This is a genomic window from Glycomyces sambucus, assembly GCF_900102815.1.
Taxonomy (GTDB): Bacteria; Actinomycetota; Actinomycetes; order Mycobacteriales; family Micromonosporaceae; genus Glycomyces; species Glycomyces sambucus.
Window position 1 is genome coordinate 446,932 of record NZ_FNGF01000005.1, and the last position, 24,923, is coordinate 471,854.

General features: G+C 70.9%; 26 protein-coding genes, 1 tRNA gene and 1 pseudogene. 15 read left to right on the forward strand and 13 right to left on the reverse strand.

Annotated features, from left to right (window positions below; all coding sequences use genetic code 11):
• Positions 1 to 4 precede the first annotated feature (4 nt).
• Genes BLS99_RS17325 through BLS99_RS17345 form a run of 5 tightly spaced genes read right to left on the reverse strand, consistent with a single transcriptional unit; the run spans position 5 to position 4,306 of the window.
• Positions 5 to 1,201 (reverse strand): MarP family serine protease, encoded by a 1,197-nt coding sequence (locus BLS99_RS17325; protein WP_091052478.1) that lies wholly within the window; start codon positions 1,199 to 1,201, stop codon positions 5 to 7.
• A gap of 28 nt (positions 1,202 to 1,229) precedes the next feature.
• Positions 1,230 to 1,874, reverse strand: a complete 645-nt coding sequence (locus BLS99_RS17330; protein WP_218126564.1) for an NUDIX hydrolase — start codon at positions 1,872 to 1,874, stop codon at positions 1,230 to 1,232.
• A complete protein-coding gene (locus BLS99_RS17335; RefSeq protein ID WP_176953405.1) occupies positions 1,871 to 2,416 on the reverse strand; it encodes a TlpA family protein disulfide reductase in 546 nt (181 codons plus the stop codon). The genes BLS99_RS17330 and BLS99_RS17335 overlap by 4 nt, the downstream gene beginning before the upstream one ends.
• Positions 2,413 to 3,201: an endonuclease III gene (nth, locus tag BLS99_RS17340; protein ID WP_091052483.1), complete on the reverse strand. Its 789-nt coding sequence runs from the start codon at positions 3,199 to 3,201 to the stop codon at positions 2,413 to 2,415. The genes BLS99_RS17335 and nth overlap by 4 nt, the downstream gene beginning before the upstream one ends.
• Before the next feature lie 25 nt (positions 3,202 to 3,226).
• Entirely contained in the window at positions 3,227 to 4,306 is a 1,080-nt protein-coding gene (locus BLS99_RS17345; protein ID WP_218126574.1) for a S8 family serine peptidase, read from the reverse strand.
• Positions 4,307 to 4,564: 258 nt separating this feature from the next.
• Here BLS99_RS17345 and BLS99_RS17350 point away from each other — a divergent pair, with 258 nt between their 5' ends.
• The 8 genes from BLS99_RS17350 to BLS99_RS17385 all read left to right on the forward strand — a co-directional run bounded on the left by BLS99_RS17350 (position 4,565) and on the right by BLS99_RS17385 (position 13,713).
• Positions 4,565 to 7,030 (forward strand): SseB family protein, encoded by a 2,466-nt coding sequence (locus BLS99_RS17350; RefSeq protein ID WP_091052488.1) that lies wholly within the window; start codon positions 4,565 to 4,567, stop codon positions 7,028 to 7,030.
• Positions 7,027 to 7,392, forward strand: a complete 366-nt coding sequence (locus tag BLS99_RS17355; protein WP_091052758.1) for a hypothetical protein — start codon at positions 7,027 to 7,029, stop codon at positions 7,390 to 7,392. The genes BLS99_RS17350 and BLS99_RS17355 overlap by 4 nt, the downstream gene beginning before the upstream one ends.
• Positions 7,393 to 7,638: 246 nt before the next feature.
• On the forward strand, positions 7,639 to 8,796 hold the full coding sequence (locus BLS99_RS17360) for a Gfo/Idh/MocA family protein (RefSeq protein ID WP_091052491.1): 1,158 nt from the start codon (positions 7,639 to 7,641) through the stop codon (positions 8,794 to 8,796).
• A complete protein-coding gene (locus BLS99_RS17365; protein WP_091052494.1) occupies positions 8,793 to 9,884 on the forward strand; it encodes a dihydrodipicolinate synthase family protein in 1,092 nt (363 codons plus the stop codon). Before BLS99_RS17360 ends, BLS99_RS17365 begins: the two co-directional genes overlap by 4 nt.
• Positions 9,881 to 10,693 (forward strand): sugar phosphate isomerase/epimerase family protein, encoded by an 813-nt coding sequence (locus BLS99_RS17370; RefSeq protein ID WP_091052497.1) that lies wholly within the window; start codon positions 9,881 to 9,883, stop codon positions 10,691 to 10,693. Before BLS99_RS17365 ends, BLS99_RS17370 begins: the two co-directional genes overlap by 4 nt.
• Positions 10,694 to 10,901: 208 nt before the next feature.
• Positions 10,902 to 11,288: a hypothetical protein gene (locus BLS99_RS17375; RefSeq protein ID WP_091052500.1), complete on the forward strand. Its 387-nt coding sequence runs from the start codon at positions 10,902 to 10,904 to the stop codon at positions 11,286 to 11,288.
• Positions 11,288 to 13,000: an alpha/beta hydrolase gene (locus BLS99_RS17380; protein WP_091052502.1), complete on the forward strand. Its 1,713-nt coding sequence runs from the start codon at positions 11,288 to 11,290 to the stop codon at positions 12,998 to 13,000. Before BLS99_RS17375 ends, BLS99_RS17380 begins: the two co-directional genes overlap by 1 nt.
• An 80-nt stretch (positions 13,001 to 13,080) precedes the next feature.
• Entirely contained in the window at positions 13,081 to 13,713 is a 633-nt protein-coding gene (locus BLS99_RS17385) for a hypothetical protein (RefSeq protein ID WP_091052504.1), read from the forward strand.
• Here the strand turns inward: BLS99_RS17385 and BLS99_RS27675 are convergent.
• Together BLS99_RS27675 and BLS99_RS17395 are read right to left on the reverse strand one after the other, a co-directional pair.
• The gene (locus tag BLS99_RS27675) at positions 13,693 to 14,019 is read right to left on the reverse strand and encodes a DUF397 domain-containing protein (protein WP_091052506.1); all 327 of its coding nucleotides are present in this window, start codon (positions 14,017 to 14,019) and stop codon (positions 13,693 to 13,695) included. The genes BLS99_RS17385 and BLS99_RS27675 overlap by 21 nt on opposite strands.
• 34 nt (positions 14,020 to 14,053) lie before the next feature.
• A complete protein-coding gene (locus tag BLS99_RS17395; protein WP_091052508.1) occupies positions 14,054 to 14,899 on the reverse strand; it encodes a helix-turn-helix domain-containing protein in 846 nt (281 codons plus the stop codon).
• A gap of 373 nt (positions 14,900 to 15,272) precedes the next feature.
• Here BLS99_RS17395 and BLS99_RS17400 point away from each other — a divergent pair, with 373 nt between their 5' ends.
• Positions 15,273 to 15,533 carry a hypothetical protein gene (locus BLS99_RS17400; protein WP_091052510.1) on the forward strand — a complete coding sequence of 87 codons (261 nt, stop codon included), beginning with the start codon at positions 15,273 to 15,275 and terminating at the stop codon, positions 15,531 to 15,533.
• Here BLS99_RS17400 and BLS99_RS17405 read toward each other — a convergent pair.
• Both BLS99_RS17405 and BLS99_RS17410 read right to left on the reverse strand, forming a co-directional pair.
• On the reverse strand, positions 15,530 to 16,210 hold the full coding sequence (locus tag BLS99_RS17405) for a class F sortase (RefSeq protein WP_176953407.1): 681 nt from the start codon (positions 16,208 to 16,210) through the stop codon (positions 15,530 to 15,532). The genes BLS99_RS17400 and BLS99_RS17405 overlap by 4 nt on opposite strands.
• A 69-nt stretch (positions 16,211 to 16,279) precedes the next feature.
• Positions 16,280 to 16,756, reverse strand: coding sequence for a hypothetical protein (locus BLS99_RS17410; RefSeq protein WP_143034848.1), 477 nt, complete (start codon positions 16,754 to 16,756; stop codon positions 16,280 to 16,282).
• A 204-nt stretch (positions 16,757 to 16,960) separates the two neighbouring features.
• Between BLS99_RS17410 and BLS99_RS17415 the strand changes: the two are divergent.
• From BLS99_RS17415 to BLS99_RS17425, 3 genes and pseudogenes are all read left to right on the forward strand, one after another.
• Positions 16,961 to 17,531, forward strand: a pseudogene (locus BLS99_RS17415) (4Fe-4S binding protein); the annotation flags it as partial.
• Positions 17,437 to 17,928 (forward strand): NADH-quinone oxidoreductase subunit J family protein, encoded by a 492-nt coding sequence (locus tag BLS99_RS17420; RefSeq protein WP_091052518.1) that lies wholly within the window; start codon positions 17,437 to 17,439, stop codon positions 17,926 to 17,928. The pseudogene BLS99_RS17415 and the gene BLS99_RS17420, both read left to right, overlap by 95 nt.
• Before the next feature lie 50 nt (positions 17,929 to 17,978).
• Entirely contained in the window at positions 17,979 to 19,625 is a 1,647-nt protein-coding gene (locus BLS99_RS17425; RefSeq protein WP_091052520.1) for a DUF885 domain-containing protein, read from the forward strand.
• A 54-nt stretch (positions 19,626 to 19,679) separates the two neighbouring features.
• Here BLS99_RS17425 and BLS99_RS17430 read toward each other — a convergent pair whose 3' ends face one another.
• Together BLS99_RS17430 and BLS99_RS17435 are read right to left on the reverse strand one after the other, a co-directional pair.
• Entirely contained in the window at positions 19,680 to 20,564 is an 885-nt protein-coding gene (locus BLS99_RS17430) for a CHAD domain-containing protein (protein WP_091052523.1), read from the reverse strand.
• A 132-nt stretch (positions 20,565 to 20,696) separates the two neighbouring features.
• The gene (locus BLS99_RS17435; protein WP_091052525.1) at positions 20,697 to 21,833 is read right to left on the reverse strand and encodes a lytic polysaccharide monooxygenase auxiliary activity family 9 protein; all 1,137 of its coding nucleotides are present in this window, start codon (positions 21,831 to 21,833) and stop codon (positions 20,697 to 20,699) included.
• Positions 21,834 to 22,026: 193 nt separating this feature from the next.
• Between BLS99_RS17435 and BLS99_RS17440 the strand changes: the two genes are divergently transcribed.
• Positions 22,027 to 22,479 (forward strand): peroxiredoxin, encoded by a 453-nt coding sequence (locus tag BLS99_RS17440; protein WP_091052527.1) that lies wholly within the window; start codon positions 22,027 to 22,029, stop codon positions 22,477 to 22,479.
• Between the two features lie 40 nt (positions 22,480 to 22,519).
• Here BLS99_RS17440 and rdgB read toward each other — a convergent pair whose 3' ends face one another.
• Both rdgB and rph read right to left on the reverse strand, forming a co-directional pair.
• Complete coding sequence (rdgB, locus tag BLS99_RS17445; protein ID WP_091052530.1) at positions 22,520 to 23,104, reverse strand: RdgB/HAM1 family non-canonical purine NTP pyrophosphatase; 585 nt, start codon at positions 23,102 to 23,104, stop codon at positions 22,520 to 22,522.
• The gene (gene rph, locus BLS99_RS17450) at positions 23,101 to 23,829 is read right to left on the reverse strand and encodes a ribonuclease PH (protein WP_091052532.1); all 729 of its coding nucleotides are present in this window, start codon (positions 23,827 to 23,829) and stop codon (positions 23,101 to 23,103) included. The genes rdgB and rph overlap by 4 nt, the downstream gene beginning before the upstream one ends.
• Before the next feature lie 155 nt (positions 23,830 to 23,984).
• Between rph and BLS99_RS17455 the strand changes: the two genes are divergently transcribed.
• Positions 23,985 to 24,066, forward strand: a tRNA-Leu gene (locus BLS99_RS17455).
• Positions 24,067 to 24,255: 189 nt separating this feature from the next.
• Positions 24,256 to 24,915 (forward strand): hypothetical protein, encoded by a 660-nt coding sequence (locus BLS99_RS17460; RefSeq protein ID WP_143034849.1) that lies wholly within the window; start codon positions 24,256 to 24,258, stop codon positions 24,913 to 24,915.
• Positions 24,916 to 24,923 lie beyond the last annotated feature (8 nt).

Here is a 24,923-nt window from a genome sequence, read left to right on the forward strand (position 1 = left end):
CACATCACGTGCACGAACCGGTCCCGACGGCCCCGCTCGCGGTGCGGCCCGCGTCGAGGACGGCCGCGGACTCGTCCATCGTGAGCGCGTACCCGGTCTCGGGGTCGTCGACGGCGGCCGCGAAGATCACGCCGATCACCTCCCCTTCGGGGTTGAGGAGCGGGCCGCCGGAGTTGCCGCCGATGATCTGCGCGTAGAGCTGGTAGACCTCGCGGGTGACGGTGCCGTCGTCGTAGATGTCGGGGCCGGTGACGATGCGCGCCTCGCGGACCCGCGCGGCCGTGGCCGTGTACGGGCCGCCGCCGGGGTAGCCGAGGACGATCGCGTCGTCGCCGGAGGCGGCGGTGGCCGACTCGATCGGCAGCGGGTCGGCGCCGAGGCCGGGGACGTGGAGGATCGCGAGGTCCTTGTCGGGCTCGAAGACGATGACCTCGGCTTCGAGGAGGTCGCCTTCGGACTCGACGCGGACGTCGTCGGTGCCGGCGACCACGTGGGCGTTGGTGACCACGAGCTCGTCGTCGTAGACGAAGCTGGAGCCCTCGATCTGGCGGTCGCAGGAGCCGGCCGAGCCGTGCACCTTGAGGACCGAGTCCTCGGCGTCCCGGACGACTGAGGAGGCGGCCAGCTCGGGGTCGGGCGGGTCGACGTCGCGGACCTGGGTGGGGTCGATGCCGTAGAAGATGTTCGGCATCCCGGAGGTGTTCAGCTCCTCGCGGAGGCGGTCGTAGACCCCGCGGACGGCCTCGGGCATGTTCTCGTCGATGCCGCCGACGATGCTGGAGTTGCGGATCGCGGCCGAGATCGCCGGGAGCGGCAGGCTCGCGAGGGGCGCGGCGGCCATCCACGTCACGAGCAGGACCGCGGCGACGGAGATGATCGGGCCGAGGAAGTGGTCGAGGCGCCGGGAGCCGTTGGTCCTGAGCTTCTTGCGGAGCCGGTAGCCGATCGCGGTCATGAGGGCCTGGCCGCCGAGGGCGAGCGCGAAGACGATGACGAGGGCGACCACGAGCTTGGCGACCGGCTCGCGGTAGAAGTCGGCGGCCCAGGGGGCGAGCTGGATGCCCAGGAGGGCGCCGCCGAGGAAGCCGAAGAAGGTCGCGGCCGAGAGGATGAAGCCCTGCCGGTAGCCGTTGACGGCGAACAGGAGCGCCAGCAGCACGATGATCACGTCGACGAGGAGTCCCGCACCGTTCGCGCTCATCCGCCACCCCGCAATCGGTCGAGAGCCGCTAGCGCCGTTCGAGTTCCATGGCGCGTCCGCGGTCCCAGGGGCGGGACCAGCCGCCCAGGTCCAGTAGCCACGACAGTACCCCGGCGGTGAAGCCCCAAATCAGCGGCACGCCAGCGACTTCGAAACCGGGGCCGCTGCGCCCGGACGGGTAGCCGACCGTGCCGCGGGAGGCGGGATCGGCGAGGAGCGGGAGCGGGACCTGGTGCGCGGCGGCGACTTCGGAGGCGGCCTGCGGGGCGACGGTGTGGGGGCGGCGCCACAGGGCGAGCACGGGCGTGACGGCGAAGCCGGAGACGGGGATCCACAGCGGCGGGAGGGTCGCGCCGACGCTGACCGAGGCCGGGTCGACGGCGAGCTCCTCGGCGGCCTCGCGGAGGGCGGTGGCGGCCGCGTCGGCGTCGCCGGGGTCGGCCGCGCCGCCGGGGAACGCGACCTCGCCGGGGTGGTGGCGCAGGGTCGCGGCGCGCTGCTGGAGCAGGACCGAGGGCCCGGAGCCGCTCTCGCACAGCAGGACCAGGACCGCGGCGGTGCGGGCGTCCTCGCGGGCGTGGGGGCGCAGGTGGCCCTCGATGACGCGCTCGGCGGTCGGGCCCTGGGCCTCGGCCGCGGCCTTGAGCAGCGGCTCCCACCAGGACGGGTTCACGCCAGCTCCAGGCCGAAGGCGTCGGCGGCGGCCTCGGTGAGGCCCGCGGCGGTGACGCCGGGTTCGACGATGAGCCGCGCGACGGTGCCGTCGGGGGCGACGAGCGCGATGCCGGGGAGGGCCGGGACGCCGAGCGCGATGCGGACCTCCTCGTCGGGGTCGGCCACGGACGGGTAGGTCATGCCGAAGTCCTCGGCGAACCAGCGGCCCCTGTCGTCGGTGTCGGCGGTGTCGACGCCGAGGACGTCGACCTGGTCGCCGTGGGCCCGGTAGAACGCCTCGATCTCGGGGGCCTCGTCCTGGCACGGCACGCACCAGCTCGCCCACAGGACGACCACGAGGGGCTTCCCGGCGGTGCCGACGGCGGTCGCGGTGCCGTCGCCGAGGCAGTCGAGTTCGAGGTCGCCGACGCCGGCGACGGGGACGGTCCCGGAGGTGCACGCGACGGACCACGTGGGCCCGTCGGTGCCCGGGGTGTCGTCGGGGGCGGCGGTGCAGGCCGCGAGGAGCAGGAGCGGCAGGGCCGCCAGGGCCCGCCTCACGGGCCCACCGCGGGCTCGCCGCGCCGTCCCGCGCCGGCCTCGGCCGCCAGGCGGATGAGCTCGTCGACGTTGTCGCCCCTGAGGAGCTTCGCGGCCTCGGCCGGGTCGGTGGGGCCCTCGCCGTAGGAGGGGCACAGGGAGGCGAGCGTGCACGCGCCGCACGCGGGTTTGCGGGCGATGCAGACGCGGCGGCCGTGGAAGATGATGCGGTGGGAGAACATGGTCCACTCGCGGGGCTCGATGAGCTTCTGGAGCGCGAACTCCAGCTTCACCGGGTCCTTGCCGTCGGTCAGCTTGAGCCGGTTGGTGATCCGGATCATGTGGGTGTCGACGGTGATGCCGGGGACGCCGAAGGCGTTGCCGCGGATGACGTTCGCGGTCTTGCGGCCGATGCCGGGGAGCTTCACCAGCTCGTCCATGCCTTCGGGGAGCGTGCCGCCGTGGTCGGCGACGAGGGCCTTGCCGAGGCCGATGATCGAGCGGGTCTTGTTGCGGTAGAAGCCGGTCGGGCGGATGATCTCCTCGACGTCCTCGGGGTTCGCCTCGGCGTAGTCGGCCGCGTCGCGGTACTTCGCGAACAGCGCGGGGGTGGTGAGGTTGACGCGCACGTCGGTGCACTGGGCCGAGAGGATCGTGGCGACGGCGAGCTGGAGCGGGTCCGCGTAGTCGAGTTCGCAGTGCGCGTCGGGGTGGGCCGCGGCGAGGAGCCGGTCGATCCTGCGGGCCCGCCGCTTCTTCGCGAGGTCGGTCTCGGCGCCGTCTCGGCGCGGCGTACGGGCCATCATTTCGTCCGTTTGGCGTCGGCGGCGGTCACCCCGTCATGGTACGCGCGCGGACGCCGAACCGCCTGCGGCCTCGCAGGAGCAAGGCGCCCAGCCCGAGCAGCCCGCCGCCCGCGGCGGTGGCCGCCGCGCTCCAGACCGCGGGGACGGACGCGGACACCTCGGCGGGCGGGGGGTCGGCGGCGACGGCCGCGGCCGCGTCGACGATCCCGGCCCCGAGCCCGGCGCCCGCGGGGTGCGCGGTCGAGGTCAGGGCCCGGCGCACCTGCGCGGCGGTCCAGTCCGGGTGGGCCGAGCGGACCAGGGCCGCGGCGCCGGAGACGATCGCGGCGGCGAAGGACGTGCCCGTGACGGTCCTGTGGCCCCCGGCGGCGTCGGCCGCGGTCAGCTCCGCGCCGGGCGCGGCGAGGTCGGTCCCCTCGCCGGCGACGGCGGTGCGCCACCGCTCGCCCTCGCGGTCGGTGCCGGTGACGGCGAGGACGGTGTCGATCCGGGCGGGGAACCACACCTCTTCCTCCCCGCCCGCACCGTCCGCCCCGGCGTCGTCGGGCTTCAGGTTCCCGGTGCAGGCCACCACGACCACGTCGTGGCGCTCGGCGTAGGCGACGGCCTCGGCGAACGGCGCGGAGTCGTAGTGCCCGCCGAGGGAGAGGTTGACGACGTCGGCGCCGTTGTCGACGGCCCAGCGCACGGCCGCGCCGACCATCGACGAGTCGTGGTACCGGTTCTCGTCGTCCAGGACCCGCACCGGCAGGATCTCGGCCGCGGGGGCCATCCCGGGGCGGCCGCCGACCGGGCGGGCGGCGATGAGGCTCGCGACGGCCGTGCCGTGGCCGACCGGGTCGGCCTGTCCGAAGGCCCGCTCGTAGACCGGGTCCTCGTCCGAACCGAGGGCCAGGAGCCGGGGTTCGGCGCCCGGGTCGGCGTCGACGTAGCTGCGGCCGGGGAGCACGGCGCCGGCGAGGTCGGGGTGGTCGGCGTCGACGCCGGAGTCGACCACCGCCACGACGACCCCCGCGCCGTCGGCCGTCGGCCAGGCGGGCGGCGCCCCCGCCGCCGCGACCTGCCACGGGACCGGCGAGGCGGCCCCGGAGGGTGCGGACAGCAAGAGCGCCAACAGCGTCGAACAGACGCAGGCCATCACGTATCGAGCAGCGCGGTTCCCCATCAGAGCGGGATCGTTACACAGCGACAGGCCCACAGCGTGGGAATGACACGCGATCTCCTTTATGATTTCGTTATTGTCAGCCTACTGAACGAAGCTTGACAACGCCCTCGCGTTACGGTGACCATCGCGAGGGGACGCCGCGTTCGCTCGACACCGCCCCATCCAAGACCGGTAGGGGGGAAGGGCTGAGTGGGATCGATGTGGGAACCCAGTAACGAGATCGAGCACCGCCTCAGAGAAGCGCTGCGAGCCGAGGACCAGGACGGATACTTCCGCATCCTGGCGCAGATCGAACTCGTGCTCCCACTGTCCTATGAGGGGGTCAACGGGACGGGTGCGGACACGTGGGCCACGTGGACCACGGACGATCGCACCCATATCCTCGCTTTCACGTCGGAGTCCGCGCTCCAGGTGTGCTTGCGCGACAACGCCGGATCGTCGCGGAGGGTGACCTTCCAGTCGCTCGCCGAGGCGTGGCCGGACGAGGAGTGGTGGCTCGCGGTCAACCCGGGCCTCCCGATCGAGGGATACCTGCCCGCGTGGTTCGTCTCCCAGGTCGCCCAGGGCATGACGACCGTCCCGGCCGACCCGGCCCCCGAACCCGAGGCGTACCCGCAGGACCGCTTCGCGGCCGCGACCCGCAGCGACCCGTTCGCCGAAGGGCAGGACCCCTTCGCGAACCCGCTCGCGCCGGCCGCGGCGCCCAAGCGCGAGAGCTTCATGCCCCCGCCGCCGCCGATCCCCGACGTCCCGCCCGCGCCGCGCCGCTCCTCGGACCTGAACGGGTCCTCCGGGCAGTCGACGGTCGCCGGGACCACCGGCGCGGGCCTGCCGCTGCGCCAGCCGCCGCGCGAGGACGCCGAGCCGCAGGGCTTCAGCGACCAGTTCCAGTCGCAGCCGCCGGACCAGTCGTTCTCGCCGCAGGGCCCGGGCCTCTCGCAGCCGCAGGGCTTCGCGTCCCAACCGCCGGCCCCCGGATCGCAGCCGCGCGGCTTCTCCCAGCCCCAGGGGTTCTCCCAGCCCCGCGGGTTCTCGCAGCCGCAGGGCTACTCGGCCCCGTCCCAGCCGCAGGGTTTCTCCCAGCCCCAGGGCTTCGCCTCGCAGCCCCAGGGCTACGAGCCGTCCCAGCCCCCGGGGTACGCCCCGTCGCAGCCGCAGGGGTACGCGTCCCAGTCGCGCGAGTCCTTCCCGGCCGAGCCGAACTGGCCCTCGCCGCAGGACCAGTGGCCCGACGCCCCGGACTGGCTGCGCGACCAGGAGCAGTCGGACCGCTCCGCGCTGCCGACCCGCGCGCCCTCGGCCGCGGCGTACCCGGAGACGTACTCCTCCGGCGACGCCTTCGGCACGCCTCCCGCGCAGGAGGAGGAGCCGCGCACCGCCGAGTCCTTCGCGTCGATGTCGAGCGCGTTCGGACGCCGGCCGGCCCCCGAACCCGAGCCGCAGGCCAAGGCCGCGCCGCAGCCGGTGGAGCTCACCGGCGAGACCGCCGAGCCGCTCCTGGCCGAGGCCGCCTCCACCGGCGACACCGCCGGGTTCCTCCAGACCCTGCTGTGCGCCAGCGTGGTCCTGCCCGTCGGCGACCCGGCCGCCGCCCACATCCGCGTGGGCGACCCGGCGTTCCGGTGGGCCAGCGACATCGTGGACGGCAACATCGGGATCACGGTGTACACCACCGAGGCCCGCATGGCCGAGCGCTCCGGCGAGGACACCCCGCACACCACCGTCCCGTTCGGCTGGCTCATCCAGCACTGGCCGGGCCAGGACTACGCGCTGTACGTCAACCCCGGCACCGAGGTCGGCGCGAACATGTCCGGCCCCGAGATCGAGCCGCTGCTCAAGTGGGCCGAGGCCAAGGACCTGCTCGTGTTCGCCCGCGAGATGGAGAAGCGCCACGCCGCCGCCGCGCGCGCGGCCTCGCCCGCGCACCGCGTGCAGCCGGTCCTGTGGCAGAAGACCATCCCGCACCACCAGGTGCCGTTCTACCTCGAACGCGGCTACGACCGGGTCGGCGGCTTCGTGCACCCGGCCGAGGCCGTGGACCACCTGCGCACGCCCGCGCAGCTGTACCTCGCGCTCGGGCTCATCCGCTCCAGCGAGGACTTCAGCCCCACCGACGACTCGGTGCACGTGCTGCGCTGGATCGGCTACCGCACCGACCTGTACCCGACCGCGATCGGCGGCAACGACTACCCGACCGCGGAGTCCCGCGGCGGCACCGTGGTCGAGCCCGGCCCGTTCCGCGGCGACGGCTTCGCGCCCTCGGAGTCCCCCGAGGACCGCATCCCCGAGCACAAGGTCGACTCGGTGCGGCTCCCGCACGGCGCCAAGATCCTCCGGATCGACTCGCGCGGCGAGGTCGCCGAGCTGGCCCTGTACGACTCCGACACCCGCGAGTGGACCCCGGTCGACGGCGCCTTCGGCGGCCCGGCCGCCATCGAGGCGCCCGGCGCCGCGGCCCTGCCGCCCGCGCCGGCCCCCGGCCCGCCGCCGGCGGGCCCGATGGGCGAGTCCTTCGGCTACGGCGCCGCCCCGGGCGGGTACGACAGCGCGCTCGGCGAGGCGTGGGGCGACGCGGACGGCCACTACGACCTGGTGCGGCCCGCACCCGAGGACCGCGCCGCGACCGTCCTCGACCACCGCACCAGCGACTGGAAGGACGCCTGATGCGCGACGGCTACATCGCCCGCTGGAAGGGCGCCGAGTACGACTCCAGCCCCGACGGGGCGCACGTGCGGCTCTACTCGCCCACCGGCGGTGACGGGTTCGTCCAGGTCGCCGAGGGGCGCTACCGCCGCGGCGTGCCGATCGGCGAGCTGGAGGACTTCTTCTACGTGCGCACGGTGTGCACCTGGCGCGGGGAGCCGTTCCTGCTGCTGGGGGCCTCCGGCGACTGGTACCGCCTGGAGTACCGGGGCGGGCGCTCGGACACGGCCCGCGCGCTGGGCCTGGAGCCGTACGACAACGGGGTGTACCAGATCTGGGCCCCGGCCGAAGAGGTCACCGACATCAGCGAGCAGTACCTCTAGGCGCTCCTCGGAACCGTGCTCCGCGACCCCGGTCCTCCTGGACCGGGGTCGCGCGTCGTCCAGGGGTGCGAGGGCCTGGAATGCGCCCTGGTCTGTGCCCTGGTCTGTGCCCTGGTCCGTGCCCTGGACGATGCGCATCGACTTGTGTAAATCTGTGTAGAGACCGCTTTCAAACGGACCCGAGTTTGCTGTATGCTTCACTGGACTGTATGAAAGCGCTTGCCTCTTTACTTGGAGCAGATCCCTATGGCAGAGAGAATCACCGTCGGCATCGCCCTCAACGGGGTGACCGGGCGCATGGGCTACCGCCAGCACCTCGTGCGCTCGCTCCTGGCCATCCGCGAGCAGGGGGGCGTGCAGCGCGCCGACGGCGGCGTCATCTGGCCCGAGCTGACGCTGGTCGGCCGCAGCGCCGACAAGCTCGCCGCGGTCGCCGATCAGCACGGCCTCGACAAGTACACGACCAGCCTCGACGAGGCCCTGAACGACGAGTCGATCGGCGTCTACTTCGACGCCCTGACCACCCGGCACCGCCTCGCCGCCGTCAACGCCGCCATCAAGGCCGGCAAGCACGTGTACACCGAGAAGCCGATCGCGACCAGCCTGGAGGACGCGCTCTCCCTCGCCCGCACCGCCCGCGACGCCGGCGTCAAGAACGGCGCCGTCGCCGACAAGCTCTACCTGCCCGGCCTGCGCAAGCTCAAGCGCCTCGTCGACTCCCGCTTCTTCGGGCGGGTCCTGTCCGTGCGCGGCGAGTTCGGCTACTGGGTCTTCGAGGGGGACTGGCAGGAGGCCCAGCGCCCCTCGTGGAACTACCGCGCCGAGGACGGCGGCGGCATGGTGCTCGACATGTTCCCGCACTGGTCCTATCTGCTCGAAGGCACGTTCGGCTCGCCGATCGCGTCGGTGATCGCGAACGTGACCACCCACATCCCCGAGCGCTTCGACGAGCAGGGGCGCGCGTACGCCGCGACCGCCGACGACGCCGCGTACGCGATCTTCGAGCTGGCGGACGGCACCGTCGTCCAGATGAACTCCTCCTGGGCCACCCGCGTCGACCGCGAGGAGCTCGTCGAGTTCCACGTCGACGGCACCGAGGGCTCGGCGATCGCCGGGCTCCGCAAGGCCCGCGCCCAGCACCGCGCGCACACGCCCAAGCCCGTGTGGAACCCCGACATCGACCAGCCGATCCCGTTCCGGCAGCAGTGGCACGAGGTGCCCGACAACGAGGTGTTCGACAACGGCTTCAAACTCCAGTGGGAGGAGTTCCTGCGCCACGTGGTGGACGACGAGCCGTGGCACCATGACTTCCTGGCCGCCGCCCGCGGCGTCCAGCTCGCCGAGGCCGGCTACCGGTCCGCGCGCGAGGGCCGCCGCATCGAGCTTGAGGAGCTGGTCCTGTGACCCGCGAGTTCACCTCCCGCGTCATCTACTCCGCCGCGCACGTCGTCGCGGACCCCTTGGCCGACAACGGCCCCGGCCGCCCGGCCGCGGTGGACTGGGACGCCACCATCGGGTTCCGGCGCCACCTGTGGGACCTCGGCCTCGGCGTCGCCGACGCCATGGACACCGCCCAGCGCGGCATGGGCCTCGACTGGGAGGCCACCAAGCAGCTCATCCGCCGCTCGGCGGCGGCCGCCGGGCCGGACGACCTGCTCGCGTGTGGCGTCGGCACCGACCAGATCGGCGCGGCCCCCGCGGCGATGGACGACATCCGCGCGGCGTACCTCGAGCAGCTCGCCTTCGTCGAGGACGCGGGCGCGGGCACGATCCTCATGTGCTCCAGGGCCCTGGCCGCTTCGGCGAAGGGCCCGGACGAGTACAAGGCCCTCTACGCCGAGCTCCTCGGCGAGGTGAGCGGCAAGGCGATCCTGCACTGGCTCGGCCCGATGTTCGACCCGGCGCTCGAAGGCTACTGGGGCGCCGCCGACCTCGACGAGGCCGCGGACGTGTTCGTCGAGATCATCACCGAGAACGCGGCCAAAGTGGACGGCATCAAGATGAGCCTCCTCGACGCCGACGCCGAGATCGCCCTGCGCCGCAGGCTCCCCGAAGGGGTCCGCTGCTACACCGGCGACGACTTCAACTACCCGCGCCTCATCGCGGGCGACGAGTTCGGGTACTCCGACGCGCTCCTGGGGATCTTCGACCCCCTCGCGCCGCTCGCGTCCCGGGCCGCCAAGCGCCTCGACGAGGGCGACGTCGCGGGCTTCCACGCGATCCTCGATCCGACGGTGCCGTTGGCGCGCAAGGTCTTCGAGGCCCCGACGTTCAACTACAAGACCGGCGTGGTGTTCCTCGCGTGGCTCTCGGGCTACCAGGACCACTTCAAGATGGTCGGCGGCCTGGAGTCGGCCCGCTCCATCGAGCACTTCGGACAGATCGTCGACCTCGCCCTGGAGGTGAAGCTGTTCCCCGACGAGCAGCTGGCGATCGACCGCTTCAACGCCCTGCTCGCGACCGCGGGCCAGCCCCCGAGGACCCTCGCATGAGCGCCGCGGACCGCTTCTCCTTCAACCATGCCACCGCCAAGTTCTGGGACCAGCGCGAGGCCGTCGAGGCGTGCGCGCGGGCCGGCGCCGGCATCGGCCTGTGGCGCGAACCCTTGCAGGAGATGGGCGTCGAGGCGACCGCGAAACTCGTCCAGGACGCCGGCGTCGCGGTCACGAGCCTGTGCCGCGGGGGCTTCTTCACCGACCCGACCCCGGAGGCCATCGCGGACAACAAGAGAGCGATCGAGGAGGCCGCCGCGGTCGGCGCCCCGACGCTCGTCCTCGTCTCCGGGGGCATCCCCGAGGGCGGCACGATCGACACCGCCCGCGAGGGGGTGCGCGAATCCCTCGCCGCCCTCGCCCCCTACGCCCTCGACCACGGCGTCACCCTCGCGATCGAACCCCTCCACCCGATGTTCGCCAGCGACCGCTGCGTCGTGACGACCCTCGCCGAAGCCCTCGACCTCGCGGCACCGTTCGCCCCCGAAGCCGTCGGCGTCGTAGTGGACACCTACCACATCTGGTGGGATCCCCAAGTCTGGCAGGGCATCGCACGCGCCGGAGCCGAAGGCCGCATCGCCTCGTTCCAATTCGCCGACTGGATCACCCCCCTCCCCGCAGGAGTCCTCACCGGCCGCGGCCAACTCGGCGACGGCTGCATCGACTTCAAGCGCTACCTCACCGAAGTGAACGCCACCGGCTTCACCGGCCCCATCGAGGTAGAACTCTTCAACGACACCCTCTGGGCCCGCCCCGGCCCCGAAGTCTTCGCAGAGACCAAGACCGCCTTCGAGAACGTCGTATCGTGACCGAACGCAGTGGCGCGGTCGCGGAGTGAGCGCCGCCCCGCCACCGCGTTCAAGGGGCGCGAAGCGCGGTGCGGCACTGGTGTACTCGACTGCTTGCAGAGAGCGACTAGAATCCTAGGGCAAAGCCGACAAACCATGAAAGGCTCCTTGTGCCCCGGATGCCAGTCGAATCCCTGCTGCCGTTCCCCGTGAACCGAGGAGCGGCACGATGATCGTCGATCCCGACCGTCTCACCGAGGTGTCGAAAGCACTCTTCGCCTCCTCGGGCAACCTCTACGACGCGGTGAAGAGGATCGCCGATGAGAGCGGGAGGCTCGAACCAGGCGGTTTCTCCGGAGTCGCCGAGGCCGTCGGAGCCGCCGGTCGGTGGCTGGACGATCTGATCGCCGCGCATCGGTGCGACGTCGAGGATTTCGCGATGTTCCTCGCCGTTCACGCCGAGACGATGGTCGAGGCCGACGACTTCACGGCCTCCCAGTTCGAGCAGTACGCACCTGAGTTCACGGAGGCGCGCGGTGATGCTCCGGCGCCGATCACGCCCGCTACCGCGCCGGAGGACCGGCTCGCGGTCGACGGCGAGAGCCTGGCGGTCTGATGGGCATCACCCACGGCGGTCTGCTCGGAGCCGACTTCGGCCGGCTCGAGATCGTCGCCGAGACCTGGAAGTCGATGGCCGACACCCTCGAATCCGAAGCCGGAGCGGTCGAGCAGTGCAAACGCGGGGACGGCGCGAGTCTCGGAGCGGACAACTGGGACGGCGACGCCGCCGAAGCCGGCCGAGCGAGGGTCCGTGACCTCACCGTCGCTCTTGACGACCGTGCAGCGGAGGCGAGGCGGGTCTGGGCGGCGATCACCGAGGCGGCAGAGGAGTTCGGTCTCTGCCAGCGCGAATTGCAGGCACTGGTCGAGGAAGCGCCGTCGCGCGGTGTGCAGGTCGCCGAAGACGGCTCCGTCACCACGCCCCATACCGCGTCGACCCGACAGCAGCAGCAGGTCGTCATCGTCCGAGGGGAGATCGACGCCGTCCTCGAACGGGCGACCGCGGCCGACGAGGCGCTCAAGGCGGCGATCGGGATATGGGCGGGGACCTTCAGTGAATCCGAACGGCTCGATCTGATCCACGGGGCGGGCGATGAAGCGCAGGAGCTTCACGAGCTGATCGATTCCGGCGCTTCGCCCGACGCGGTCAACGATTGGTGGAGCGGACTCAGCGAAGCCGAACGTCTCGGCGTCCTCGAAGGAAGCCCGGGATTGATCGCGGGCCTGGACGGCATCCCCACCGACACCCGCGACGCCGCCAACCGCGACCTCCTCGATTCGGAACTCGACCGCTTCGCCCCGACGCTCGACGGCGACATCGCCTCTCTCGAAGACCGGATCGCCGAACTGGAAGCCGACTGGGACGAGATCGTCGCCTCCGACGACCGCGAGCGCGCCATGGAACTCGAAGACCTTCAGGCGGAACTGGAGGGCCTTGAAACCCAGCGCGACCAGCGGGACTCGCTGGCGAACCTCCAGGAGGCGATCGCCGGACGGGCCCCGAGCGGCCAGGAGTACCTCCTGCTCGGCTACGACTCCGCCGAGGACGGGAAGGCGATCGTCGCCGTCGGCAATCCCGACACCGCCGACAACACCGCGGTCTATGTGCCCGGCACCGGTGCCGACCTCGACGGCGCGAGCGGAACGCTGCTGGACCGGGTCGACGCCATGGCGACGGACGCATCCCAGCCGGCCGGAAGCGGTGAGACGGCCGTGGTGCTGTGGCTCGGCTACGACGCCCCGAACAACCCGATCACCGACTCCCCGAGCATCTCGTACGCCGAAGACGCCTCTGCACCGCTCGCCTCGTTCATGAGCGGTCTCGAAGCGACGAACCACGACCCGGACGGAACGACGACCACGGTCGTGGGGCATTCCTACGGCACCACGGTCATCGGCCAGAGCGCCGGCGAACACGGACTCGCCACCGACCAGATCGTGGCCGTGGCCAGTCCGGGGATGAACGTGGATCACGCCGGTGAACTCGGCATCGATCCCGACGACTTCTACACGACCACGGCTCCGGGCGACGTCATCAACGTCGCGGCCGAGACCGGAACGCACGGCGCCGACCCGAACGACAGCGGAGTCAACTGGGACGGTGAGCACGTGGGTGTGGACTGGGAAGGCTTCGGCGGGAACACCTTCACCAGCGAGGACATGGACGGGAACGCCATCGACATCCACAGCAACTACTGGGATCAAGGCAACATCGCGAGAGAGAACCTCGCGCTCATCTTCACCGGCAACGGAGGGCAGGTCGAATGAGGCCCGATTCGCGTCGTGCCCACCACGCCCTGCCCGCCCTCGCGGTCGTTGCCGCGGCCCTAGTCGGAGGTTGCTCTGAAATGCCCGACGACTCGTCCTCGGAAATGCCCGAACTCGAATTCACGCTCGATGAAGCCTTCATTCGCATGGACGACGCCGTCGCCGAGACGATCGCGGGACTTCCGGACTTCCCCGGCTTCCATGAGCGGACGACCCTGAAGTTCGAATGCCCCGACCCGGATCGTGAGTCCTACGAGATCAACTACACCCTCCCGGAATCGACGATCGGCTCCGAACTGGTCACCGAGGATTACTTCGCCGTGCTCAAGGAGTACTGGCCCTCCCTCGGTTGGGAAGTGCACGGCGAGCGCGAGTATCCGGACGGCGCGATGAAGGGCATTGAAGCGATCCGGCCGGACGGTGTCAACGTCTGGTACTCGAACATGCTCGGACAGATCGTGATCCACGCCCAGGTCGCGTGCGTGTCCCCGGGCGGAGGGCCTGTCGAGTGCGGACCCCCGCTGGGCGGGGTCCTTCCCGAAGACGACCGCGCAAGCCACTGCACGGTCGTCGAGCCGGAGGAGTCCGAGGACGCGAGCGCTGATGCCGCCGCCCCGTTCGAAGACGGGCAGGCGGTGGTCAGGCCGTTCGGGGTGCCGGTTCGAGAACCGGAGGCGATCCCGGTGCCGGCTTCATACGACGAGCACCTCTGAAGCGCGCCGAAAGCGGCAGCGACACCTGGTGATGTGCCGTGTCGGAGTCCGGTCGCCGGCACGAGAAAGGGCCGCCCGCGGGCGGCCCTTTCGTACACGATATGGGTTTGCTAACGCCAGTTCGCCGGACTTGATAGCGCTGACCAGGCCCGTCCAGGTGTCGGTGTCAAGCAGCAGTCGCGGGAAGTCGCCTTCCGTGGGCAGCTTCGAGTCTCGAACCGCGATCGATGCGGCGATCGGCGCTACCTCGACGCAGTTGCCGTTCCCCGCAGAACGACTGGATTTGCGCCATTGAGAAGAATTCATTCGTCAACACCCTCGAGAATCGGGAATAGGATCCCTAGATCCTAGTCACAGCTTCCCTGACTCGATTGCGGGACTCTTCCTGTGACAGAGAGAGATTTGTGAGACGCATGTGAGCCTCATGGTAGGCCGCGACCTCGGAGGACTCTTCGAGTACCTGGCCCTGCGTGTAGTTGTCCAGGTAGACGACCGGGCCGTCGACGGCGTCGGGAAACCGCAGCAGCATGAACGGTCCTGTCATTGCGGGGTGACCGCCCGCGTTGAACGGAAGGACTCGTATGGAGATATTGGGCAATGCGGTCAGTTCGATCAAGTGCTCGAGTTGCGAGCGGAACTGCGAGGACGAGCCTACCGGGCGTAGAAGTACCGCCTCATTGAGGATTGCGGAAATGTGAACGGGGTTTTCGCGGGTGAGGATCTTCTGCCGCTGCATCCGGGCATCGACCTTCTGATCGATTTCCGGTTCGTGCGTCGTGAGTCGGAAGAGCACCCGGGCGTAGTCCTCGGTCTGGAAAAGGCCGGGCACGACCTCTGACTCGTAGGTCTCGATCGAGGTCGCCTCCTCTTCGAGTCCGACATAGAACCCGAACCAGTCGGGGATGATCCGGCCGAACTTCTGCCACCATCCCCGCTCGGTCGCGCCTCGGGCGAGTTCGACGAGGGTTTCGGCCTCCTCACCGGTCACTCCATAGAGGGCGAGCGCGGCACGGACCACCACCGGCCGTGCGGTGATCTCCCGGTTCTCGATGCGGCTCAGGTTGCCCGGGGTCATGTCGAGGGCTTTCGCGGCGGCAGTACGGGTCAGGCCGGCCTGCTCGCGGAGGTGGGTGAGCTCCTTGGCGATGCGGCGGCGCTTGACTGTAGGGCTGCGCAGCTCGTACATGGGCTGAGTATTTCATGCAGACCGCGTTTAGGCAAAAACCAGTCACTCAATCGAGTCTCATGCAAGTTGCATATGTATTGACTTGCATGTATGCTTAAGGTCACGAAACGGCGACGACTTCGCAACAGGTCGAGCGCGACCGCTGCTCACAGGCGGTCCAGTCGGGGGTATGAGGACTGGTTGAAGGTCAATTGCCAACTCGCACAACGGCATAGGCATCTCAGGCGACGGTCTGCCGGTAGCTCCCTTGAGGGAAGTCGGTAGCCGCCTACCTCACGAGAGGTTGACTCTCATGGATCTTCTGGCCATAGCCCCCAGCGAAGCGCCACCTGACCTTCGGCCGACCCCTGACGGCGGCACCCTCCGTGCGGAGATGTTCGAGTTCCCCTGGCTCTACCTGGGGGAGTTCACCGTCGACATCGGGATGCGCGCCAAGGTCCGGTTCCTGGTCGAGCGATCGGTCGGCGACCTCGCGCTCCACCGGATCCGCTACGACGAGGGGTTCGAGCGCGAACCCACTCTGGTCGCGCACTTCACCGAGCCCGCCGCCGGGCCGACGGTGTGGCGGCCCGTATGGGACGGTGATCGGTTGAGTCCGAGCATCGAGGCCCGGTCGCGGGCGATCGCCCGCTAGTCGCGGTCCTTGAAGGCGTCCCGGCCGTTCAGGGGGCGGTCGAGTTCCTTGTCGGTGGCCTGGTGGTGGCTCGCGTACTCGGCGAAGACGACGACGTTCTCGGTGTAGTCGCCGGCCTTGCGGTCGAACTCGCCGCCGCAGGTGATGAGGCGCAGGACGGGACGGGGCTCGACGCCGAAGACGTCCTCGTAGGGGAGGCGTTTCTTGGAGAAGGACTCGACGCCGGTCACCTCGTAGACCACGACTACGCCGTCCTCGCGCGTCAGCTCGATCTCGTCGCCCTCCTCCAGGCGCTTCACGCCGTAGAACACCGCCGGGCCGCTCCGGTCGGTGTCCACATGGCCCATGAGCACCGTGGGGCCGAACTCGCCCGGGGTCGGGCCCGGCTCGAACCAGCCCGCCTCGTGCGGGCGCCACATCCTCGGGACCTCGAAGTTCCCCTGGTAGTCGAGGCCGAGCGCGGTGAGCGGGGCGTGGACGTCGAGGCGTTCGATGTCGACCCGGGTGGGCGCCGAGCGGTCGAGCCAGTCGCCGCCCGCAGGGTCGGCCACCAGGAACGGGTCGTCGTCGAAGGGACTGTGGAACTCCGGCCAGCGCAGGGACGGCACCGGGGTGACGCTGCCGATCATCAGGCCGAGCCCGCCGGCGAGGAGCATCGAGAGCACGACAGCGGCCACCGGCCGGAACGCGGGTTCCGGCCGGTGGATTGGTTTCTCATCGGCCTCGGGAGGCCCTGGTCGGTCCATCTAGGCTGCCGTGACGCCGCTGCGGCGCTTGAGGAGCCACATGCCCGCGGCCGCGGCGGCCACGATGCCCGCGCCCGACCACAGGGCGATCGACGCCGCGTCCGAGGCGGTCGAGCCGCCGCCGGTCGCCGGGGCCGTCCCCGAGGTCACCGTGAACTTTGCCGAGGCCGTGTCCGAACCGCACGTGATCGCGATCGTGTAGGTCCCCGGCTTCATCGCGTCGGTGACGGTGAACGTCCCCGTCGCGTTGTTGTTGTTCTTCGGCAGCTTGAAGCTGACGTTCGTGCCCTCCACATCGCCGGTGGCGTCCTGGTTGCAGTTCGAGGCGAGGACGCCCACGAGCGTCCCCTGAGTGCCCGTCGTCGGCGAGAGCGTGACGGTGATCGCCGCGCTCGCCGGGGCGGCGCTGGACAGCACCACCGCGGCGCTGAGCGCGATCGCCGCGAGCATCCCCCGAATGGGCTGCGTCATTCGCATGGGCACGGTTCCTCCCGATCGTCACCGGGACCGACCCGGTTCGATGTGACGTGTCAAGTGCTCACGGTAACGGCTGCCACCAGTGGGGCAGGGGTTTTCATCGGAAAACGGGTGGGGCCCGCGGGAGTCGGGAATCGGACAGCGACAGGCCCGGGACGCTCGCCGGGTCTGGAAAACCGGGGCCCCGTCTGCCACGATGAGGACATGAGGCTTCCCGGGAGCGGTCTGGTCAGCGGTCTCGCCGCGACCGCGCGCACCGCCACGCGCCGCGCCGTCACCCGCCAGTACCCCGAGCACGAACCCGAACTGCCCGAACGCACCCGCGGCGTCATCGCCCTCCACGAGGGCAACTGCACCTCCTGCATGCTCTGCGCCCGCGAGTGCCCCGACTGGTGCATCTACATCGACTCCCACAAGGAGACGGTCGAAGCGGAGGGCGCGGCCCGGCCCCGCCAGGTGAACGTCCTCGACCGCTTCGACATCGACTTCTCCCTGTGCATGTACTGCGGGATCTGCGTCGACGTGTGCCCCTTCGACGCCCTCTTCTGGGCCCCCGACTTCGCGTACGCCGAAGGCGACATCCGCGACCTCCTCCACGACAAGGAGCACCTGGGGGAGTGGCTGGACCACGTGCCGCCCGCCGCGCTCCCCGCGGAGGCCCCGCCGTCCGAGGAGCGGGAGTGACCCTCGCCGACGCGCTCCTGGCGGCGTTCGGGCTCCTCGCCCTCGGCGCCGCGCTCGCCGTGGTCACCACCGACCGGATCGTGCGCGCGGGACTGTGGCTCGCGGTCGCGTTCGCCGGGATCGCCGGGGCCGCGCTCGTGCTCGCCGCCGAGTTCCTGGCGTGGGTCCTCGTCCTCGTCTACGTCGGCGCGATCGTGGTGCTGCTGCTGTTCGCGACCATGCTCACCAAGGCGCCCACCGACCCGTCGGACGACCTGGACCGGGCGCGCTGGCCCGGGGCGGTCGTGGCCGGCGGGGTCGGGCTCGCGCTCGCGGCGGTGATGACCGGGGCGTTCGGGTGGACGAGGACCGAGGCGCGCGGCGCGGGGGACGCGGCCGCCATGGGGGAGGCGGTGTTCAGCGAGTGGGTGCTCCCGTTCGAGGTCCTGTCGCTGCTGCTGCTGTCGGCGCTCGTGGGCGCCGTGGCGGTCTCGACCAGGTCACGGTGACCGCGGATCTTGAAACAAACGTTTCCTAGCCGCGCGGTAAGCTAGCGGGCATGACCTCACCGATCTTCGCTCTCGCCGACGAGTACATCACCTCGTACGCGCAGCTCGACCCCATGTTCGCCGGCGCCGTCGGCATCAAGGGCGACTTCGGCGTCGCCACCGACTTCGGCCCCGACGCCGAGGCCCAGCGCGCGAAGCTGTACCGCGACACCCTCGCGCGCCTGAACGCCCTCGACTCGACCGGCCCCGCCGACGACCTCGCCCGGCTCCACATGGCCGAGCGCCTCCAGGTCTTCGTCGACCGCCACGACGCCGGCGAGTGGCGCCGCGCCCTCCGCGTCCCCTACGGCCTGCTCCAGACCCTCGTCGGGTACATCGACCTCGCGCCCCGCGAGACCGAGACCGACTGGCGCCTCAACGCCGCGCGCATGCGCGCGATCCCCGAGATGCTCGCGACCTGGCGCCAGACCATGAACGCGGGCATCGAGGCCGGCGAGACGGTGGCCGTCCGCCAGGCCGTCGAGGGCGCGAAGCAGGCCCGCCGCAACGCCGAGTCCCGCGTGTTCGACAAGCACCTCAAGGCGTACGGCGACGGCGCGCTCGCGAACGAGCTCCGCGAGGCGGCCGAGGCCGCGTACGCCGCGTTCGCCGCCGCCGCCGACTACCTGGAGCGGACCTACGCGCCGCACGCCGTCGCCGAGGACGGGGTCGGCGAGGAGCGGTACCTGCTCGCCGCCCGGTCCACGCTCGGCGCGGTCCTCGACCCGCACGACGCCTACGCGTGGGCGTGGGACGAGCTGCACCGCATCGAGGACGAGATGGAGGCCGAGGCCGAGCGCATCCTCCCCGGCGCCGGGCTGAGCGAGGTCATCGCGCACCTCGACGCGACGGTCGCGGTGGACACCGCCGAGGAGTACCTCGCGTGGCTCCAGGCGAAGCACCGCGGCGCGCTCGAGGCGCTGAACGGCGTCCACTTCGACATCGCCCCCGAGCTGATGAACCTCGACGTCCAACTCGTGCACGGCTCCTCGGCCGGGTCGGCGTACTACACCGGCCCCAGCGAGGACCTGTCGCGCCCGGGCCGCACCTGGTGGCCCGTGGCCGACCGCGAGCGGTTCCGCACCTGGGCCGAGCTGACCACGGTCTTCCACGAGGGCGTGCCCGGCCACCACCTCCAGATCGGGCAGTCGAAGGTCGCCGGGGACGGCATCTCGCGCTTCGCGAAGGTCTTCGGCTCGGTCTCGGGCCACGCCGAGGGCTGGGCCCTGTACGCCGAGCGGCTCTCCGACGACCTCGGCTGGTTCACCGAGCCGGGCACCCGCCTGGGCATGCTCAAGGGCTCGGCCCTGCGCGCGGCCCGCGTCGTCATCGACGTCGGCTGGCACCTGGGCCTGCCGCTGCCGGCCGCCGAGGCGAAGCGCCACGGCGGGCAGTGGGACTTCGACGTCGCGCTCGACGTGCTCACCAGCCGCGGCCGCATCGCCGAGCACCGCGCCCACCCCGAGATCGTCCGCTATGCGGGCTGGCCGGCCCAGGCGATCTGCTACAAGCTCGGCGAGCGGGCCTGGATCGGCGCCCGCGACGAGGCGAAGGCCGCCGGCGGCGCCGGCTTCGACCTCAAGGCGTGGCACACCGCGGCCCTGAACCTGGGTCCGATCGGCCTCGACAACCTCGCGTCGGTGCTGCGGGGGCAGTAAGAACACGACAGGAACGGCGGGCGCCCATCGGGCGCCCGCCGTTCGCGTGCGGTGCTACTGCCAGCGTTCGGACATGTCCGCGGTGGCGGCGTCGATCTGCTCGCCGAGCTGGCGCAGGTGCTCCTTCTCCAGGTCGGCGAGGCTCGCGGTGAGCCGGTCGGCGCGGTCGGAACCTGGCAGGCGCAGGAGCCAGTTGCGGGCGACCACCGACTGCCGGTACTGGACCAGCAGGTGGCCCAGATCGGACACGGGCGCGATGACCTCGTCGGCGGCGCGCCCGAGCGCGGGCTCGGCGGCCTCGGCGAGGAGGTGCGTCTCCCGCGCCGCGATGCGGGTCTGGTCCCGGGCGGCCACGAGGTCCGTGGTGTGGCTCGTCTTCGCGTACGTGTCGAGCAGGTGGGCCTTCGACCTGGAGAGGACCCCCATGAGCGAGGACGCGGGCTTGTCGCCGTCGCGGGTGAACCGCGCGTGCTCGGCGAACATCCGGACCTGCCCGAGCAGGGCCGCGACCCACGCCTGGGAGTGGACCCGCTCGATCTGCCGGTAGGACTCGCGGACCTCCTCGTCGAGCGCGCCGTACCACTTCGGGTACTCGGCGACCGTGAGGCCGAGCTGGTCGAAGCGGTCGGCGAAGTGGACGCGGAGGCGTTCGAGGTCCTCGGTGTGCTTGAGGGCGGCCAGGAGCTGGTCGAGCTGCGGGCCGCCGTGCGGCGTCTCGGTGAACAGGTGCTCGTAGCCGCGGATCGCGGTGCGGAGGCGGTGGATGACGGCGCGGACCTGCGCGGCGGAGCCGGGCGCGTGCCGTTCGGTGGCGGCGATCGCGCGGTTGAGCGCGTCGACCTGGCTGGAGATGTAGTGCTGGATGACGGCGCCCGCACGTGTGGACGCGGTCATGGGCTCGGACGCGGCTCTCATGGGTGCCGCTGCGGCTGCTGACATGGCTCCTCCCCCCGGAAGACCTGCTGACCTGAGTATTCCAGCGGGTTCGCGGGGGGAGGAGCGGAAGCGGTGATTCTTCGATGATCATTCAGGTTTCGGCCGTGCCGGGGCCTCCTGGCGATCACCCGGTTGTCATCCCGGCATGCACTCCATGGCCGGCATGGTCGTCAGCGAGCCGGTGACGTTGAAGCCGAAGCTCACCGATCCGTTGGCGTTGATGGTGCCGTTCCAGGCGGCCGGTCCGGCCATTTGCATGTCGCCCATCGTGGATATCGTCGAGCTCCAGTAGTCCCTGACCACGACCCCCGAGTTCGGGGCCCACAGCCAGTGGATCATCCAGTCGCTCACCGGCGAGGTGCCGTTGTTCCTCACCGTGATGTTCACCGTCGCGCCGCCGTTCCAGGACGAGACCGTGGCCGTCGCGGAGCAGGCCCCGGTCGGGTTGCCCGTGGGGTCGCCGCCGCCCGGCGTGGTGGTCGGGTCGGTCGGCGGGTCGACGACGCCGCCGTCGTTGCCCGGCAGGTCGGCGCCCGGGCGGATGCCCGAGACCTCGCCGTCGCCGCCGTCGAAGACGACGTCGGAGCAGGCGTAGAAGTTCTCGTTCGAGTCCGAGCGCACCCAGTGGGTGAAGACCACGTGGTAACCGGACTTCTGCGGCAGTGTCAGGTTCGCGTAGTAGTAGTGGTCGTTGCTGCCGGGCCCGCCGTTGGAGGCCGGGTTGGTGAAGGTCTGGAACTTCTCGAGGTCGTCCCAGGCGATCGGCTGGCTCGGGTCCCACCCGTTCTTGGTGATGTACAGGTCGAACTTGCCGGGGTGGTGGGCCCAGTTGTTGTAGCGCCACTGGACGGTGTCGCCGGCGGTCACGTGGGTCCGGGGCCAGTTGCCCGGGTCGTTGAACGCGGAGAAGTCGTACGGGCCGCGGCCGCCGCCGTCGCAGATCTGGCCGTCGGGGATGTACCCGACGGTCTTGCCCGCGCCGTTGGAGTCGAGGTTGCCGAACCAGTTGTAGAACGGGGTGGCCCCGCCCTGGTCGAGCGCCGACTGGCACGCCTCGTTGTAGGGGTCGAGCGCGCCGTTGGCGCTGACCGCGTCGAAGTAGCACAGGTACTGGCGGGAGCCCGGGAACACGGTGGCGCCGTGGGCCTCCGCGTCGGACTTGGTGAACAGGGTCGATATGGTCATCGCCGCCACTGCGGCCAGGACCATCGACATGACGAGGGCGATGCGGCGGCGTCTGCCGCCGAGTACCGCCGTGGCGGTGGTGGACATGGAGTAACTCCCTATGCCGGTTCTGGAGCGCTCCCAACCAGGCCCTGCGAGCCCGCGCGCGATCTTGTGGACTGCTGCTGACGCGAATTGCTATATTGGAGTGTATCTATATCAGGGGTCGGAGCGCAAACGGCCCCCTCGGCGGCCGGTCGGACCGGCGGATACGGGACGCCCCGTGGATAGACTGGGCGTCATGGACATCGGAGACACCGCCCCGGCATTCACCCTCCCCGACGAGACGGGGGAGCCGCGCAGTCTCGACGACCTCGTCGCCGACGGCCCGGTCGTGCTGTTCTTCTACCCGCTCGCCATGTCGGCGGGCTGCACCGCCGAAGCCTGCCACTTCCGCGACCTCGCCGCCGAGTTCGGCGCCCTGGGCGCGACCCCGGTCGGCATCTCCACCGACGCGGTCGAGCGCCAGGCCGAGTTCTCGCAGAAGCACTCGCTGGGCTACCCGCTGCTGTCCGACGCCGACGGCCGGATCGCCGAGGACTTCGGGGTGCGGCGCAGGATCGCGATCGTCCCGACCAAGCGCAAGACGTTCATCATCGGCGCCGGCCGCGAGGTGGTCGGGGTCGTCAAGAGCGAGCTGAACATGCGCGCGCACGCCGACAAGGCCCTGGAGCTCCTCAAGGCCCGGACGTAGCAAGAGGCGGCCCGAAGGCCGCCTCTTCCCTTGCCGTCCTTCAGATCTTGGTCGCGAGCTCCCGGAACGCCTTGCCGCGGTGGGAGATCGCGTTCTTCTGGGCCGCCGTCATCTCGGCGCTGGTGAGCTCGGCGCCGTCGGGGACGAACAGCGAGTCGTAGCCGAACCCGCCGGTGCCCCGCGGCTCGCGGATCACGCGGCCGGGCATCTCGCCGTGGACGACGAGCTCGCGCCCGTCGGGCCACACGATCGCCGCGGCGCACACGAACCGCGCCGCGCGCAGGCCGTCGGGGACGTCGGTGAGCTGGTCGAGCAGCAGCGCGTTGTTCGCCGCGTCGTCCTTCTTCGTCCCCGCCCAGCGGGCCGAGAGCACGCCGGGCATGCCGTTGAGGGCGTCCACGGCCAGGCCGGAGTCGTCGGCGATGGTCGCCAGGCCGGTGTGCGCGACGCCGTCGCGGGCCTTGAGCAGGGCGTTGCCCGCGAAGGTCAGCTCGGTCTCGGGGGTGTCGGGGTACTCGTCGACGGCGCCGAGGCCGACGAGCTCGACGTGCGGGGCCGCCGCGGCCAGGATCTCGCGCAGCTCGTCCACCTTGCCCGCGTTGCGGGTCGCCAGGAGCACCTTCACGGGCTGAGGAGGGTCCGGGCCTGGAGGCCGGCGAGTTCCTTGCAGCCCTTGAGGGCCAGGTCCAGGAGCTGGTCGAGCTCGGTGCGGTTGAAGACCGCCTCCTCGCCGGTGCCCTGGACCTCGACGAAGTCGCCCTCGCCGGTGCAGACCACGTTCATGTCGACCGAGGCGGCGACGTCCTCCTCGTAGGGGAGGTCGAGGACCGGCACGCCGTTGACGACCCCGACGCTGATCGCCGACACCGAGGTGGTGAGGATCTTGTCGGGCTTGCGGGCGATCTTCTGCTCCTTGAGCCAGTCGACGGCGTCGTGCAGGGCCACGTAGGCGCCGGTGATCGACGCGGTGCGGGTGCCGCCGTCGGCCTGGAGGACGTCGCAGTCGAGGGTGATCGTGTTCTCGCCCAGGGCCTTGAAGTCGACGCAGGCGCGCAGCGACCGGCCGATCAGGCGGGAGATCTCATGGGTCCGGCCGCCGATCTTGCCGCGGATCGACTCGCGGTCGGACCGCGAGTGGGTCGAGCGCGGGAGCATCGAGTACTCGGCGGTCACCCACCCCTCGCCCGAGCCGCGGCGCCAGCGGGGGACGCCCGGGGTCACCGTCGCGGTGCAGAGCACGCGGGTGCGGCCGAATTCGACGAGGACCGACCCTTCCGGGTGGTCGGTCCAGGAGCGGGTGAACTTCACGGGGCGCAGCTCGTCGGCCGCGCGCTTGTCAGGTCGAGTCATCCTGACCAGCCTACGGCAGCGTACAGGCGTGTGACACACTAGTTGCTGCTCAAATGAGAGCGTCGGCACGCTGCCCGGCCGGTCCCGTCCGGCCGCTCGCGCGCCGGCCCGCGCAGGCGGCGGCCCCGCGTTCCCCGTCCGCCGCGCGGCGCTTCGCGCAAGTGGCGGAACTGGCAGACGCGCAGGATTTAGGTTCCTGTGTCCTCGGACGTGGGGGTTCAAGTCCCCCCTTGCGCACTCGACGAGACGACAGGCCCCGGCGGGCAACCCGCCGGGGCCTGTCGCGCGTATGGAGGGTGACGCCACTGTGGCCGGTTCGGTTGCATCGACGCCGGAAAAAGGATGTATTGCACAAGTTCGTTTACCTTTGAGCGGTAAGCAACTATAAAGAGGGCAAGTGAACGGTTCTCCCGAAAGGTGATCTTCATGTCCGCTTTCAAGACCGCTACGCGCACCGCCCTGGCCGCGGCCGCCGCAGCCGCCGTGCTCCTCCCCGCGACCGCCGCCGCCGCGCAGGGGACCGAGATCCCCGAGGAGGGCTGGGAGTACTCCGAGCAGTGGGACTTCGTCCGGGACGAGTTCACCGCCCAGGCGCAGGCCGACACCGAGGACCTGCTCGCGGAGCACTTCGAGGACCGGACGTTCACGTCCGGCCTGGAGTCGATCCGGCTCCAGAACTACTACATCGACGGCGTGAACGAGACGCCCGTGCACCGCAAGTTCCGCGCCGACTTCTCCGTCGATGGGACCGGCGAGGGCTTCGAGACCGCGATCTACCTGCCCGGCGGGATCACCCCCGGGATCCAGGACGTCTCGGACGGCGGCGAGTTCGACGGGCACTACCTCCTCCACTGCCGCGAGAGCGACACCAAGTGCAAGGAGAAGACGCTCAAGGACGGCACCGTCGTCGCGTACACCACCGACGGGACCTACGTCGAGGCCGCGGCGTTCTTCCCCGACGGCTCGGTCGGCTGGACCTGGTGGGGCGAGGGCGAGGGCGGCGAGCTCCCGTCCACGAAGGAGATCACGAACTTCGTGGCCGACTTCGACACCGAGCCGGTCTGGCACGCGCTCGAGAACGACTAGGCCCCAGT